General features: G+C 70.3%; 11 protein-coding genes. 4 read left to right on the top strand and 7 right to left on the bottom strand.

Annotation, left to right across the window (positions count from 1 at the left end; all coding sequences use genetic code 11):
- Positions 1 to 3: 3 nt before the first annotated feature.
- The 3 genes from T9R20_RS07130 to mfd are packed head-to-tail and all read right to left on the bottom strand — an operon-like array spanning position 4 to position 6,099.
- Complete coding sequence (locus T9R20_RS07130) at positions 4 to 720, bottom strand: DUF2652 domain-containing protein (RefSeq protein WP_322411833.1); 717 nt, start codon at positions 718 to 720, stop codon at positions 4 to 6.
- 19 nt (positions 721 to 739) lie between these two features.
- Complete coding sequence (locus tag T9R20_RS07125) at positions 740 to 2,434, bottom strand: MFS transporter (RefSeq protein ID WP_322411832.1); 1,695 nt, start codon at positions 2,432 to 2,434, stop codon at positions 740 to 742.
- Positions 2,435 to 2,478: 44 nt separating this feature from the next.
- Positions 2,479 to 6,099, bottom strand: coding sequence for a transcription-repair coupling factor (gene mfd, locus T9R20_RS07120; RefSeq protein WP_322411831.1), 3,621 nt, complete (start codon positions 6,097 to 6,099; stop codon positions 2,479 to 2,481).
- Between the two features lie 50 nt (positions 6,100 to 6,149).
- Between mfd and T9R20_RS07115 the strand changes: the two genes are divergently transcribed.
- Positions 6,150 to 6,674, top strand: coding sequence for a hypothetical protein (locus T9R20_RS07115; protein WP_322411830.1), 525 nt, complete (start codon positions 6,150 to 6,152; stop codon positions 6,672 to 6,674).
- Between the two features lie 8 nt (positions 6,675 to 6,682).
- Here the strand turns inward: T9R20_RS07115 and pth are convergent, their stop codons facing one another.
- On the bottom strand, positions 6,683 to 7,267 hold the full coding sequence (gene pth, locus T9R20_RS07110; protein WP_322411829.1) for an aminoacyl-tRNA hydrolase: 585 nt from the start codon (positions 7,265 to 7,267) through the stop codon (positions 6,683 to 6,685).
- Positions 7,268 to 7,276: 9 nt separating this feature from the next.
- Entirely contained in the window at positions 7,277 to 7,948 is a 672-nt protein-coding gene (locus tag T9R20_RS07105) for a 50S ribosomal protein L25/general stress protein Ctc (RefSeq protein WP_322411828.1), read from the bottom strand.
- Between the two features lie 229 nt (positions 7,949 to 8,177).
- On the opposite strand from T9R20_RS07105, the gene T9R20_RS07100 reads away from it, so the two are divergent.
- The 3 genes from T9R20_RS07100 to T9R20_RS07090 all read left to right on the top strand — a co-directional run bounded on the left by T9R20_RS07100 (position 8,178) and on the right by T9R20_RS07090 (position 10,981).
- Entirely contained in the window at positions 8,178 to 8,300 is a 123-nt protein-coding gene (locus tag T9R20_RS07100) for a hypothetical protein (RefSeq protein WP_322411827.1), read from the top strand.
- Between the two features lie 214 nt (positions 8,301 to 8,514).
- On the top strand, positions 8,515 to 9,951 hold the full coding sequence (gndA, locus tag T9R20_RS07095) for an NADP-dependent phosphogluconate dehydrogenase (protein ID WP_322412124.1): 1,437 nt from the start codon (positions 8,515 to 8,517) through the stop codon (positions 9,949 to 9,951).
- A 37-nt stretch (positions 9,952 to 9,988) separates the two neighbouring features.
- The gene (locus T9R20_RS07090) at positions 9,989 to 10,981 is read left to right on the top strand and encodes an SDR family oxidoreductase (protein WP_322411826.1); all 993 of its coding nucleotides are present in this window, start codon (positions 9,989 to 9,991) and stop codon (positions 10,979 to 10,981) included.
- 6 nt (positions 10,982 to 10,987) lie between these two features.
- Here the strand turns inward: T9R20_RS07090 and T9R20_RS07085 are convergent, their stop codons facing one another.
- On the bottom strand, positions 10,988 to 11,716 hold the full coding sequence (locus T9R20_RS07085; RefSeq protein ID WP_322411825.1) for an ABC transporter ATP-binding protein: 729 nt from the start codon (positions 11,714 to 11,716) through the stop codon (positions 10,988 to 10,990).
- A gap of 80 nt (positions 11,717 to 11,796) precedes the next feature.
- A complete protein-coding gene (locus tag T9R20_RS07080; protein WP_322411824.1) occupies positions 11,797 to 13,269 on the bottom strand; it encodes an ABC transporter permease in 1,473 nt (490 codons plus the stop codon).
- Positions 13,270 to 13,354: the final 85 nt, after the last annotated feature.

Genomic DNA, 13,354 nt, shown 5'->3' with positions numbered 1-13,354 from the left:
CGTTCACCCCATCGCCGCCGGCGATCTGTCCCTCCGCGGCTTCTTCGAGCCCACCATGTAGGGCAGTCCTCGCCCGACGGCGGAGAACGTGCTGGCAAGGCGCGCCCCGAGGCCCGGACGGGACGGTCCCGGTCCGGCGTCGAGCTCCGTGACGTCGACGAAATGGGCGGGCACCGGCCCGATGCCCTCCAGATCGGCGGTGATCCCGGTCGCCGTAGCCGGGAGATCGGCGCCGCCGGCGTAGAGATCGTCCGTCAGCAGCACGTATTCGCGGATCGAGACATCGTTCTTCAGCAGACGGTGCAGGAGGATCACGTCGATGCCGACCGGTTTGGTCCGGCCCCGGATGCTCTGGAGTGCCACGTCGCCGACGTGGGCCACGAACTTCAGCGTCAGCCCCTTCGCCTCCCGGCACCCGCCGCACGGGCAGAGATTGGCGACGACGTACTCACGCTCGGCGTGGAACGCCCGGTGCATGGCGGCGGCCGTGCGCAGCACGTCCGAGAGGGTCGCGTCGGACTCGGGTGCCACGCGTCGCGAGAGGAACGCGGCATCCCCTTCGATCTCGACGAGATCGAATCCCGGCGCGGCGGCCACGATGCGGTCGAGCAGGCGTGCGGTGTTCACCTCCGCGTGAGCGAGGCTCATGCGGTGCGTGCCCATATAGGCGGTGTACCCGCCGATGTCGGCGATGAGCAACGCCGTCCTGCGTGTCGTCATCCGATCCTCCGCTTTTCGTTCATCGATCGTGACTCTCTTCGTCAGTGTGCGCGTGGTCCCCGGCCGGCGAGAAGCGGGCGAGATGGTCGACGACGTCCTGCTCGGCACGAGCGGTCGCCGGCGCATAGCCGAGGACGGCGGTCGCGAATCGATCGGCGGTCAGCGAAGTGAGGTTCAGCCGCTCGGTGGCGACGACTGATGCCGTACGGCGACTTCGGCGCAGAAGGGCGATCTCACCGAATCCGTCGCCGGGGCCGAGGCTCGCCACCCGTCGTCCGTCGCCGAGGACCTCCGCCGTGCCGGATCGGATCACGTAGTAGAGGTCCCCGACGTCGCCTTGGCGGAAGACCGTCTCGCCGGCGGCGAGCTCGCTGTCGTCGAGACCCCGAGCGAGTTGCTCGATGGCGGGGAGAGGCAGGGGCGCCAGCATGGGGACCCGCTGCAGCAGACTCACGTCCGCGTCCAAGGCCCCCACGGATCGATCCAGGCGCCGCAGCCGCCACCACGACGCTGCGGCGAGGACGGGACAGACGAGTCCGATCGAGATCAGCGCCCACGGAAGACCGACCCACGCGATGACGATCGACGCGAGAACGGACCCGACCCCGATCGAGATCGTGACGAGGCTCTCGAGCACTCCGAAGACGCGCGCCATCACCGCATCCGGGGCGAGCCTGCCGATCAGGGTGAAGCCGGCGAGATCGATCAGGGCGTTGCCGATGCCCACGAAGGCGAGAAGCACGAGCGCGGCGGCCTGCGCAGGGAAGACGCCGATGAGGGCGATCGGAAGCCCCCAGAGCGCCACGCCGATCGCGAACCACGCCCCGAGCTGTCCGCTGCCGACGAGCAGGGAGGCGAAGAGCGATCCGACCACGGCCCCCACCCCGACCGCGGCCATCAGAGCCCCCGCACCGGGCTCGCCGAGTCCGAGGAGCTCGATCGCGACGACGACCGAGAAGACGGTCAAGGCCCCCCGGGTGAGCGACTGCGCTGCGGCCAGTCCGAGGATGAGCATCAGGCCGCCGTCACCTCTGACCGCGCGGAGACCCTCGACGGTCTCCTTCAGAAGCGCCGGACGCGCGGACCGCCCACGGGCCGGCGCGTCGTAGCGCAGACGCAGGAGGAGAAGCGCAGCCCAGAACGACGCCGCCGCGGCAACACCGAACACCACCCACACGTCGGCGACCGCGAGCAGGATGGCTGCCAGCAGGGGCCCGACGAGGGTCGCGATCGAGTCGAGCATCCCGCGCACGACATTGGCGCTCGCCAGCTCGTGCCCGGTCCGACACAGCGTCGGCAGGAGCGCGGAGTGGGCGGGGCGGAAGAGCGTGGCCGCGATCGTGGAGATCACGGCGAGCACGTAGACGAGCGCCACCGGTCCTGAGAACGCGATGGTGACGGCGGCCAGAGCCGTGGCGACGCCGCGCGCGACCGAGACCACGATGAGGACCCGCTCGCGTCTTCCCCGGTCGGCCAGAGGAGACAGGACGGGAGCCAGGAGGGCGGACGGCAGCATCCGCAGCAGCCCGACCAAGCCGAGGGCGAGAGGTCCGCCGCTGTTGTACGCGACGATCCCGAGAGCCACCGTGAACGCCCACTCCGCGGTCCACGCGCCCAGGAAGCTCAGCTGCGCCCGTCGCAGATTGGGATTGCGGGCGTTGCTGACGAACGCCTGGGCCCCCGTGGCCAGCCGGCTGCGAACGCCCGACGTCATGGGGTGACTCTACGACCTGGTGGTCGAATCGCCCCCACGAATTCTCAGGCCGTCGCCGGGGCCGCCGCGTCGACCGTCGCGTCGGGCCACAGCTGCGTGAGCAGCTGCTCGACCCACGCCAGCAGCTCGGCATCCCCGAGCGGGGCGTCCCCCGCGCGAGGAAGCGGGACGACCAGCGCTTCGCCGCCGGCGAGGAGCTTGGCCTTGGGGTGCAGGCGTTGGAGCCTCACCCGCATCGAGTCGGGGAGGTCCGCCGGCGCGATACGCAGATTCGGCCCCATCGCGACCACGTCGGTGAGACCCGCACGTGCCGCCCTGCGACGCAGTCGGGCGACGGCGACGAGTCCGTCGACCTCTGCGGGCGGCTCGCCGTAGCGATCGCGCAGTTCGTCGATCACCGCGTCGATCGGATCGCGGCCATCCGCGTCGCGCGAGACCGCGGTCGGCGTCGCGGCGGCGGAGAGCTTCTGGTAGGCCTCCAGCCGCAGCCGCTCGCTGTCGATGTACTCCTCGGGCAGACGCGCCTGCACGGGCAGCTCGAGCCTGAGCTCGGTCGGCCCCTCGGTGTCCTCGCCGCGGAAGGTCGCCACGGCCTCACCGATCATGCGGAGGTAGAGGTCGAAGCCGACGCCGGCGATGTGACCGGCCTGCTCCGCGCCGAGGAGGTTCCCTGCGCCGCGCAGCTCGAGGTCTTTCAGCGCCACCTGCATGCCGCTGCCGAGATCGTTGTTCACCGCGATCGTCTCCAGCCGATCGGCGGCGGTCTCGGACAGCGGCTTGTTCTCGTCGTAGAGGAAGTACGCGTATGCGCGCTCGCGTGCGCGACCCACGCGCCCGCGGAGCTGGTGCAGCTGCGACAGCCCGTACTTGTCGGCCCGGTCGATGATGATCGTGTTGGCATTGGCGATGTCGAGCCCGGTCTCGATGATCGTCGTGCACACCAGGACGTCCGCGCGGCGCTCCCAGAAATCGTCTACGACCTGCTCGAGCTGATGCTCGCCCATCTGGCCGTGCGCCACGACGACACGGGCCTCGGGCACGAGCTCGGCGAGGTGGGCGGCCACCCGCTGGATCGACGAGACCCGGTTGTGCACGTAGAACACCTGCCCCTCGCGCAGCAGCTCCCGACGGATCGCCGCCGTGATCTGCTTGTCGTTGCGGGCTCCGACGTAGGTGAGGATCGGATGCCGGTCCTCGGGCGGTGTCGCGAGGGTCGACATCTCGCGGATCCCGGTCACCGCCATCTCGAGCGTGCGCGGGATCGGGGTCGCGCTCATCGCGAGGATGTCGACGTTGGTCTTGAGCTTCTTCAGCGCGTCCTTGTGTTCGACGCCGAACCGCTGCTCCTCGTCGATGATCATCAGCCCCAGGTCTTTGAAGACCACGCGCTCGGTGAGGATGCGGTGCGTCCCGATGACCATGTCGATCGTCCCGTCGGCCAGGCCCGCGACGATCTCCTTGGCCTGCTTGTCTGTCTGGAATCGCGACAGCGCCCGCACCTTCACGGGGAACCCGGCGAAGCGCTCGGTGAAGGTCTCGAGGTGCTGTTTGACCAGGAGGGTCGTGGGCACGAGCATCGCGACCTGCTTGCCGTCCTGGATGGCCTTGAAGGCGGCACGCACCGCGACCTCGGTCTTGCCGAATCCGACATCGCCCGAGAGCAGCCTGTCCATCGGGATCGGCTTCTCCATGTCGGCCTTGATCTCATCGATCGTCTGCAGCTGATCGGGCGTCTCGGCGAACGGGAAGGCCTCCTCGAGCTCGCGCTGCCAGGGGGTGTCGGGTCCGAAGGCGTGACCGCGCGCCGCCATCCGCGCGGAGTAGAGCTTGACCAGCTCCACCGCGATGTCGCGGACCGCCTTGCGCGCACGTCCCTTCGCCTGCGCCCAGTCGCTCCCGCCCATCTTCGACAGCGTGGGAGCCTCTCCGCCGACGTACTTCGACAGCAGGTCGAGCTGATCGGTGGGCACGAAGAGCTTGTCGCCGGGGTAACCGCGCTTGGAGGGCGCGTACTCGAGAACCAGGTACTCCCGGACGCTCTTGACGGCGTTGCGTCCGCCGCTGGACACCTCGCGCTGGGTGAGCTCGATGAAACGCCCGATGCCGTGAGTGGCATGGACGACGTGATCGCCGGTCTTCAACTGAAGCGGGTCCACCACGTTGCGCCGGCGCGAGGCGAGCTTCTTGACGACCCGCGCGTCGCCGCCGATGGTGCGGCCGTAGAACTCCGACTCGGTGATCACCGACAGCTGTGCTTCGGCGACCTCGAATCCGCGCTCGAGCGAGCACGCGACCACCTGGGCGACGCCGGGTTCGGGCAGATCCTCGATCGATTCCACCCGCCGCGCGGCCAGGCCCCGCTCGGCGAGGACATCGCGGGCACGCTCGACGAGCCCACCCCCCGAGGCCATGACCACGACCCGCCACCCGGCGCGCAGTCGCTCCGCGACATGGCTGATCGCGCCGTCGACATTCCCCTGGAAGGCGGGGAGGGAGGTCGCCGCCACGCGCGCGACGCCGGTGTCGCCGACATCCAGCAGTCCTTCGGCCGAGGCATCGGCCGCCCCCGAATCGAAGGAGCTGAGGCTCCACCACACGCCGCCGCGCTCGGCGACGACCTCGCGGAGGCGCGGAAGCGGCACGAAGTCGCCGGCGCCCAGATCGATGGGAGACTCGGCTCCCGACGTCGCGGCGTTCCATGCGGCATCCAGGAACTCGCGGTTGGTGTCGCTCAGCGTGGTGGCACGCGCGATCGCCCGCTCGGGGTCCACCAGGGCGACCGCCGTTCCCCGGGGGAAATAGTCCACCAGCGTGACGAGCTGGTCCACCACGGCCGGCATCAGCGACTCCATCCCCTCGACGGGGATGCCCTCGGCCATCTTCTCGAGCATGCCGCGCAGGCCCGGGAACTCGTCCTTCAACTCCCGCGCCCGGTCGCGGACGGCCTCGGTCAGGAGAAGCTCGCGGCTCGCCAGGAGACTCACCACGGCCACCTCGCCGGGAAGGGAGCGCTGATCCGCCACCGAGAACGCTCGGATCTGATCGACCTCGTCCCCGAAGAACTCGACTCGGAACGGGTGCTCGGCGGTGGGAGGGAAGACGTCGAGGATGCCGCCGCGCAGGGCGAACTCGCCGCGCCGCGACACCATGTCCACCCGGTGGTAGGCGCGCTCGACCAGTTGCGCGGCCACCTGCCCCAGGTCATGGCCGCGCTCGCCGACCGCGAGTTCGATCGGGGTGGCCGCATCGAGCCCCGCGGCCAGCGGCTGCACCGCCCCGCGCACCGAGGCGGTGACGACGAGCGTGTCGTCCGGGTGCAGACGCGCGATACGGCCGAGGACGTCGAGCCGACGGCCGACGATCTCGGGCGTCGGACTCAGCCGTTCGTGCGGCAGCGTCTCCCACGCGGGGAAGTGACGCACCTCGGCGTCGGGAAGGAGCGCCTGCAGTGCCGGCCCGAGGGTCTCGGCCCGGCGGCCGGTGGGAGCGATGGCCAGCAGCACCGCGGGCTTGCCGGCGGTGCGTCGCCGCTGCAGGAGGGACGCGAGCAACGGCGCGTCCAGCCCCTCGACCACCGAGTACTCGGCGTCGGCCGCGCCGGCGGCCACCGCCTCCCGGAAGGAGTCAGCCTGCTCGAGGGCGCGCACGATCCCGGGAATTGTCACCGCAGAAGTCTACGGTCGCCCGCCGACATCGGCGCTCCTAGGATGTCAGCGTGAGCACACCCCCCGCGCCCGGAGCGCCGATGCCCGGCAGCTACCCCCCTGCCGCCGGTTACGCGCCGCCCACGGGGTACCTTCCACCGTCGGGGTTCGCGCCCGGGCAGGGGTGGGAGCCCTCATCGCCCAAACCCATCCGCGGCGCAGCCCTGGGGCTGACGGCCTTCCTCCTGGCGCTCGCCGCCGCCGTGGTCGCGCCCGCGGTGGGCGGCGTCGGCGGGTACTTCATCGGCGCAGGAACCGGTGAGCGACTCTTGGCGGGCACCCTGGGAACGGATTTCGACTGGTCGCTGCTCAGTCCGGTGCGCGACTGGGTGCTGCTGGCCGAGATCGGCTTCTGGAGCGGCACCCTCCTCGGTGTCTGGGCCCTCCTCCAGGGCATCGTGGCCATCGCGCGGCGCGCGGGACGCGGTTGGGGTATCGCCGCCGTCGTCTGCGCGGCCCTCGGACCCGTCATCTTCGGGCTGACGCTGCAGGCGGTGATCGTCGCGGGGCTGGCGGCGTCCGCGGCGACGGGCTGAAGTCCGCGTCAGGCGCGGGGCGCGTGGAATCGCTGCTGGGCCGTGACGAGGCCGTGCTCGATCAGCTCTTCGACCGCGTCGGCGGCGTCGGCGACGAGAATCGAGACGGCCTCCCGGTCGCCCGCGGCGAAGGGCTGCAGCACCCAATCCGCCGCGTCCTGTCTGCCGGGCGGACGGCCGATCCCCACCCGCACCCGGGCGAAGTCCGGTGACCCGAGGGCGGCGGCCACATCGCGGACGCCGTTGTGACCGCCGTGTCCACCGCCTGACTTCAGTCGGACCGTGTCGAAGGGGATGTCGAGTTCGTCGTGGACGACGACGATCCGCTCCGGTTCGGTGCGGTAGAACCGCGCGAGCTGCGACACCGGGCCGCCGGAGACGTTCATGAACGAATTGGGCTTGGCGAGGATCAGCTTCGCCCCACCGGCTCGCAACCAGGTCTCCGCGACGCGCGCATTCGCGCGGTGAGCGCGGAAGGAGGCGTCACGACGGCCGGCCAGCTCGTCGAGGACGAGCTGGCCGACGTTGTGACGTGTGCGTTCGTAGCGGGGTCCCGGGTTTCCCAGGCCCACCACGAGCCACGTCTCCGGCACGGCCGGTGATTACTCGCTGTCGGAGGCCTTGTCGTCGTCGCCCGACGCCTCGCCCTCGCCCTGCTCGGACTCCTCGGCCTGCTCGGCCGCGACCTCGGCGTCGGCCTCTGCGATCTCCTCTTCGGCGATGAGGGTGGAGATCGGCACGGAGATCGCCACGACCAGCACATCGGCTTCGGTGAGGAGCGCGGCACCGCGCGGCAGGGTGAGGTCGCCGGCGGTGATGTGGGTGCCGTCCTCGAGACCCTCCACGTCGACCTCGATGGTCTCGGGGATGTGGGTGGCCTCCACCTCGAGCGCGACCGTGGCCGAGTCGAGGTTCGCGATGGTGCCGGCGAAGGGCTCGCCGGTGATGACGACGGGGACGTCGACCTGGACCTTCTCACCCTTGTTGACCACGAGCAGGTCGATGTGCTCGATGATCTGGTGCACCGGGTCCTTCTGCACGTCCTTGACGAGGGCCAGCTGCGGGGCACCGTCGACGGAGAGGTCGAGGACGGCGTTGGCACGGCGGATGAGCAGCGCCGTCTGGTGACCCGGCAGCGCAAGGTGCACGGGGTCGGTGCCGTGGCCGTAGAGCACGGCGGGGATCTTGCCTGCGGCGCGAAGGCGGCGGGCGAATCCCTTGCCGAAGTTCTCGCGGCGCTCGGCGACGACGGTGGTGTCGGTCTCGGTGGGCATGATGTTCTCCTCGCAGGCTCTCGCCTGTCGTCTCGGCCCGCGGGGGCCTGGGTCTGGGTCTGGGTCGACTCGAACGCGAGCGCGTGAGGAAAACGAGCCTGCACACCCCCGTCGATCACGGATCCACTCCCCTGCCGCAGCAGGAGGGATCCCTCGCCGAAGTCCAGTGGGAGAGTCTACCAGCGACCGGCGATAGCATGGGAGTCCGGCCATCCCAACGGAGGACACCATGGATTACGGCTTTCTCTCGCACGTCATCGTCTGGGTGGTCGGGGCGATCACCGTCATCGGCGCCGTCGGCCTCGTCGGCGCGATTTTCTCGATGGGACGCACGGCATACCGCAAGGACTGAACGCGGCGCCAGACCCGGGTCGGGTCGAGAGCGACCGAACCGATAATCTTTCACCGTGACCGATCCTTCCCACGCGCCGAAGATCTCCACCGACCGCGACGACCAGCCCGGGTCGACCGAGGAACACGAAGGCGCTCCGGCGCCGGAAGACGTTCCCCGCCCCCGGGCCGAGGCCGGAGTCGCCAGCCCGTCCGATGCCGCCCCGACGGCCAACATCGGTGTCGTGGGCTTGGCGGTGATGGGCTCGAATCTCGCCCGCAATCTCGCCAGCCGCGAGGGCAACACGGTGGCCGTGTTCAACCGCAGCCGCGAGAAGACCGATCACCTGCTGCAGGCGCACCCCGAGGCGGGCTTCGTCGCCGCCTTCTCCTACGAGGAGTTCGCCGCCGCCCTCACCACCCCCCGCACGGCGATCATCATGGTCAAGGCCGGTCGCGGCACCGACGCGGTCATCGACGAACTGGTCCGCGTGTTCGAGCCGGGCGACATCATCGTGGACGGCGGCAACGCGCTGTTCAGCGACACCATCCGCCGCGAGAAGGCCGTCCGCGAGACCGGGATCAACTTCGTGGGCATGGGCGTCTCGGGCGGGGAGGAGGGCGCGTTGCTCGGCCCGTCGCTCATGCCGGGCGGGTCCGATGAGTCCTGGGTCACCCTCGGCCCGATCCTGCGCTCGATCGCGGCGATCGCCGAGGGCGAACCGTGTGTGACGCACGTGGGCCGTGACGGCGCGGGTCACTTCGTGAAGATGATCCACAACGGCATCGAGTACGCCGACATGCAGCTGATCGCCGAGGCGTACGACCTCATCCGCCGCGGCACCGGCAAGTCCCCCGCCGAGATCGCGGACGTCTTCGCCGAATGGAACCGCGGCGAACTGGAGTCGTACCTCATCGAGATCACCGCCGAGGTGCTCCGGCAGAGCGATGCGGCGACGGGACGTCCGCTCGTGGACGTCATCGTCGATCAGGCGGGAGCGAAGGGCACCGGTGCGTGGACGGTGCAGACCGCGCTCGACCTCGGCGTCCCCGTGTCGGGGATCGCCGAAGCGGTCTTCGCACGATCGCTGTCCTCCCACCCCGAGCAGCGTGCGGCCGCCGCCGGGCTCCCCGGGCCGGCGGAGGACGCGGTGGGCACGTCCGTCACCGATCCCGACGCCTTCATCGAACAGGTCCGGCTCGCGCTGTACGCGTCGAAGATCGTCGCGTACTCGCAGGGGTTCGACGCCATCCGCGCCGGCGCCGCGCAGTACGGATGGCAGATCGACCTCGGAGCGGTGTCGCGCATCTGGCGCGGCGGCTGCATCATCAGGGCGCAGTTCCTCAACCGCATCGCCGACGCCTACGCCGACGCCGCCGACCTGTCGGTCCTGCTGTCGGCGCCGTACTTCGTCGAGGCGCTGGGCCGTGCACAGGACTCGTGGCGGAGCATCGTCGCGACCGCGGCTACGGCGGGGATCCCGGCCCCGGCCTTCTCGTCCTCGCTGGCGTACTACGACGGACTGCGCGCTCCGCGGCTCCCGGCGGCGCTCATCCAGGGACAGCGCGACTTCTTCGGGGCGCACACCTACCGGCGCATCGACCAGGACGGCACCTTCCACACGCTGTGGTCGGGTGATCGCTCCGAGACGGCGGCCGAAGACACGCACTGATCCGCCGCCGGTCGCCCCGAGGATCTAGGGTCGGAGGATGACGCGACGCATCCTCTTCCTCGGCGGCACCGGAACCATCAGCGCGGCCTGCGTGCGCCGCGCCGTGGCACGTGGCGACGAGGTCACCGTGGTCAATCGCGGGACGGGGCGTCGGGTGCTCCCACCGGAGGTGCGCTCGCTCACAGCGGATCTGCGCGACCCCGACGCGGTTCGCGCGGCGCTCGGCTCCGAGGGGTTCGACGTCGTGCTGCAGTTCCTGGCCTTCACCCCCGAGCACGTCCGGTCCGACCTCGAGCTGTTCGACGGCCGCGTCGGACAGTACGTCTTCGTCAGCTCCGCGTCCGCCTATCAGAAGCCGCCCCTGCGGCTCCCGGTGACGGAATCGACGCCGCTGCGCAATCCGTTCTGGCAGTACTCGCGGGACAAGATCGCCTGCGAGGATCTGCTGGTCGAGGCCTACCGCGACCGCGGCTTCCCCGTGACCGTGGTGCGTCCGTCGCACACGTACGACGAGCAGCTCCTCCCCACCCTCGGCGGGTGGACCGACATCGCCCGGATGCGGGCGGGTCGCCCGGTCATCGTGCACGGCGACGGGACGAGCCTGTGGACGATCACTCACAGCGATGACGTCGCGGTGGCGATCGTCGGGCTGGCCGGTCATCCCGACGCGGTGGGCGAGGCCTTCACCGTCACGGGCGATCACGCACCGAGCTGGAATCGGATCTACGGGTGGCTCGCCGATGCGGCCGGAGTGCCGTCCCCCGACCTCGTCCACGTGGCATCCGAGACGATCGCCGCGTTCGCCCCGGAGCTCGGGCCGACTCTCCTCGGAGACAAGGCGCACTCGATGATCTTCGACAACACCAAGGTCAGCACCCTCGTGCCGGAGTTCACCACCACGATCACGTTCGACGAGGGCGCGCGGCAGATCGTGGCGTTCTACGACGCCGACCCCGCCCGGTTGCGCACGGACGCGGACCGCGATGCGCTGTTCGATCGCATCGCGGCCCACGCCCGGAGTGCCGGGTAAGACGGATCACCGCGTGATGTCGCGGACCACCCCCTTCTCGAGGCGGAGCCGGCGGCGCGCGCGCCGGGCCACCGCGGAATCGTGGGTCACCATGATGAGGGTGAGTCCGTCGTCGTTCAGCCGCTGCAGAACCCCGAGGATCTCGTCCCTCATGCTCTCGTCGAGGTTGCCGGTCGGTTCGTCCGCGAGCAGGACGCGGGGTCTCTTCACGATGGCCCGTGCGATCGCGACGCGCTGCTGCTGGCCCCCGGAGAGCTCTCCCGGCCGGTGATCGGCGCGCTCTGCGAGACCGACGCGCCTCAGCGCATCGCTCACGCGCTCGGCCCTCTCGGTCGCGGGAAGGCGCAGCGGCTCGAGAGCCATGTCGACGTTCTCGCTTGCGGTGAGGGTCGGGATGAGGTTGAACCCCTGGAACACGAAACCGATCTCGTGCGCACGGATGCGACCGAGGCGGCGGTTGTCGGCGGTGGCGATGTCGAGCTCGCCGAGGTGGACCGATCCGGTGCTCGGGCGGTCGAGGGCGCCGAGCAGCTGCAGGAGCGTCGATTTCCCCCCTCCCGTGGGTCCCTGGATCGTCACGAAGTCCCCCGCCTCGATCTCCAGATCGACGCCGACGAGCGCGGTGACCTCGCGGCCCTTCTGGGAGTAGGTGCGGGTGACGCCGTTCAGTCGGTAGAGCGCTGCCGACGTCGAATCAGTCGCTGGTGTCTGCACTGCGGGGGTGTCGAGGGTCATGACGGGTTCTCCTGTCTGGGATGCCGGATGAGAGGGGGGATGAGGATGAGAGGGCGCAGCGGCATGCGGGTCGATCACGGTCAGCCCACCGACCTGAGGGCCTCGGCCGGGCTCAGCCGGGCGGCGCGCCATCCGCCGAAGGCCCCGGCCACCAGACCGCCGAGGATCGAGATGCCGACGGCGGCGAGGATCACCCAGAGGGTGACGGGAGCCTGAAGGACCACGTCGGCGGCAGCCGTCGTCATCGCCTCGCCGAAGCCACCACCGCCCGGTCCGCCCGGGCCGCCGGCACCTTCGGGACCGGTCGTGGTCTGGGCGGTGGCCGTCGAGGAGATCGTCGGGGCGATGAGATTGACCACGAGGATGCCGGCCAGTCCCAGAGCGACGCCCACCGCTCCCCCGATGAGTCCCTGGACCACCGACTCACCGGCCACTTGACCGACCACGCGGCCGTTCGACCACCCGATGGCCTTGAGCGTGCCGAATTCCCGCGTCCGCCGCGACACACCCGAGATCGTGAACAGCACGGCCAGGGCGAGAGCGAGCGCGAGGACGATGAGCGCGAGCCAGGTGCCGAGGTCGGTGATGAGGGACGAGGCGCTGGAGAGCGACCCCGACACCGAGGCGGCGAGGTCCGACTGGGAGCTCACCGTGGCGTCGGGAAGCTCGTCCTGCAGCGCCGTCTGGACGGTGCTGATCGCGTCGGACGACGTGGCCTGCACGTAGACGGTCGAGACGGCAACGCCCGCTCCGGACAGCTCCTGAGCCACATCGAGCGGGATGTAGACGTTCGCCGCCGTGTCGGCCTCGTCCGAGGTCGACGCGACGATCCCCACGATCTCGAATTCGGCGCCGCCGATCTCGATGGTGTCTCCGACGCCGAGCTCTTCGCTCGTGGCGTAGGTCGCGTCGAGCACGGCGACGTCCTGACCGGCATCGTCGGCTGCCAGCGTGCGGCCATCCGTCACGTCGACGGCGGACATGGGCCCGATGCCCTCGGCGCCGGGCTCCAGGCCGAGCACGGTGAAGGAGTTCAGGTCGAAGGATCCGCCACCGAATCCGCCGCCTCCGCCCTCGGACTGCTGGGGCGGCTGCCCCTGCATCGTCGTGTCGTCACCCGTGCCGCTCGGCGGCTCGGGGAGCTCGCCCGAGAAGGTCACGTTGGTCAGGCTCAGCGCGCCCGCTGCGGAGGCGACGCCGTCGGTCGAGGTCACGGTCTCGATGACGGATGCGTCGAGCGTCGAGCGGAAGGGCTCGGTCATCAGGCGCGACTGGTTCAACTGGGTGGTGCCGTCGTCACCGGTCTGCCCGGCGTCCTCGTCGAAATCGAACTGGGCGCCGCCCTGTCCGGGCTCGGCGGTGCTGCCGGTCACCGTGAGATCGGTGCCGATCCCGTAGACCGATTCCAACGCCTGGGCCTGGGCATCGCGGACACCGGCCGCCAACGAGGTCACGATCATCACCAGAGCGATGGCCAGCGCGAGCCCGGCTGCCACGATGATCGTCTGTTTCTTCCGTCCGGCGAGCTCTCGCCGAAGATACGTCCCGTACATGGGTCTCCTCTCGCCGGGCTGCGGTACCGGCCGTCGAGGAGACGCTAGGGATGCCGGCAAAGAGCATCGTCAGGAGGAGTTATGG

The sequence above is a fragment of the Microbacterium invictum genome, assembly GCF_034421375.1.
Classification (GTDB): domain Bacteria; phylum Actinomycetota; class Actinomycetes; order Actinomycetales; family Microbacteriaceae; genus Microbacterium; species Microbacterium invictum_A.
Note: the sequence above shows the minus strand (reverse complement) of the source record. Positions and strands in the feature narration are given on the sequence as shown.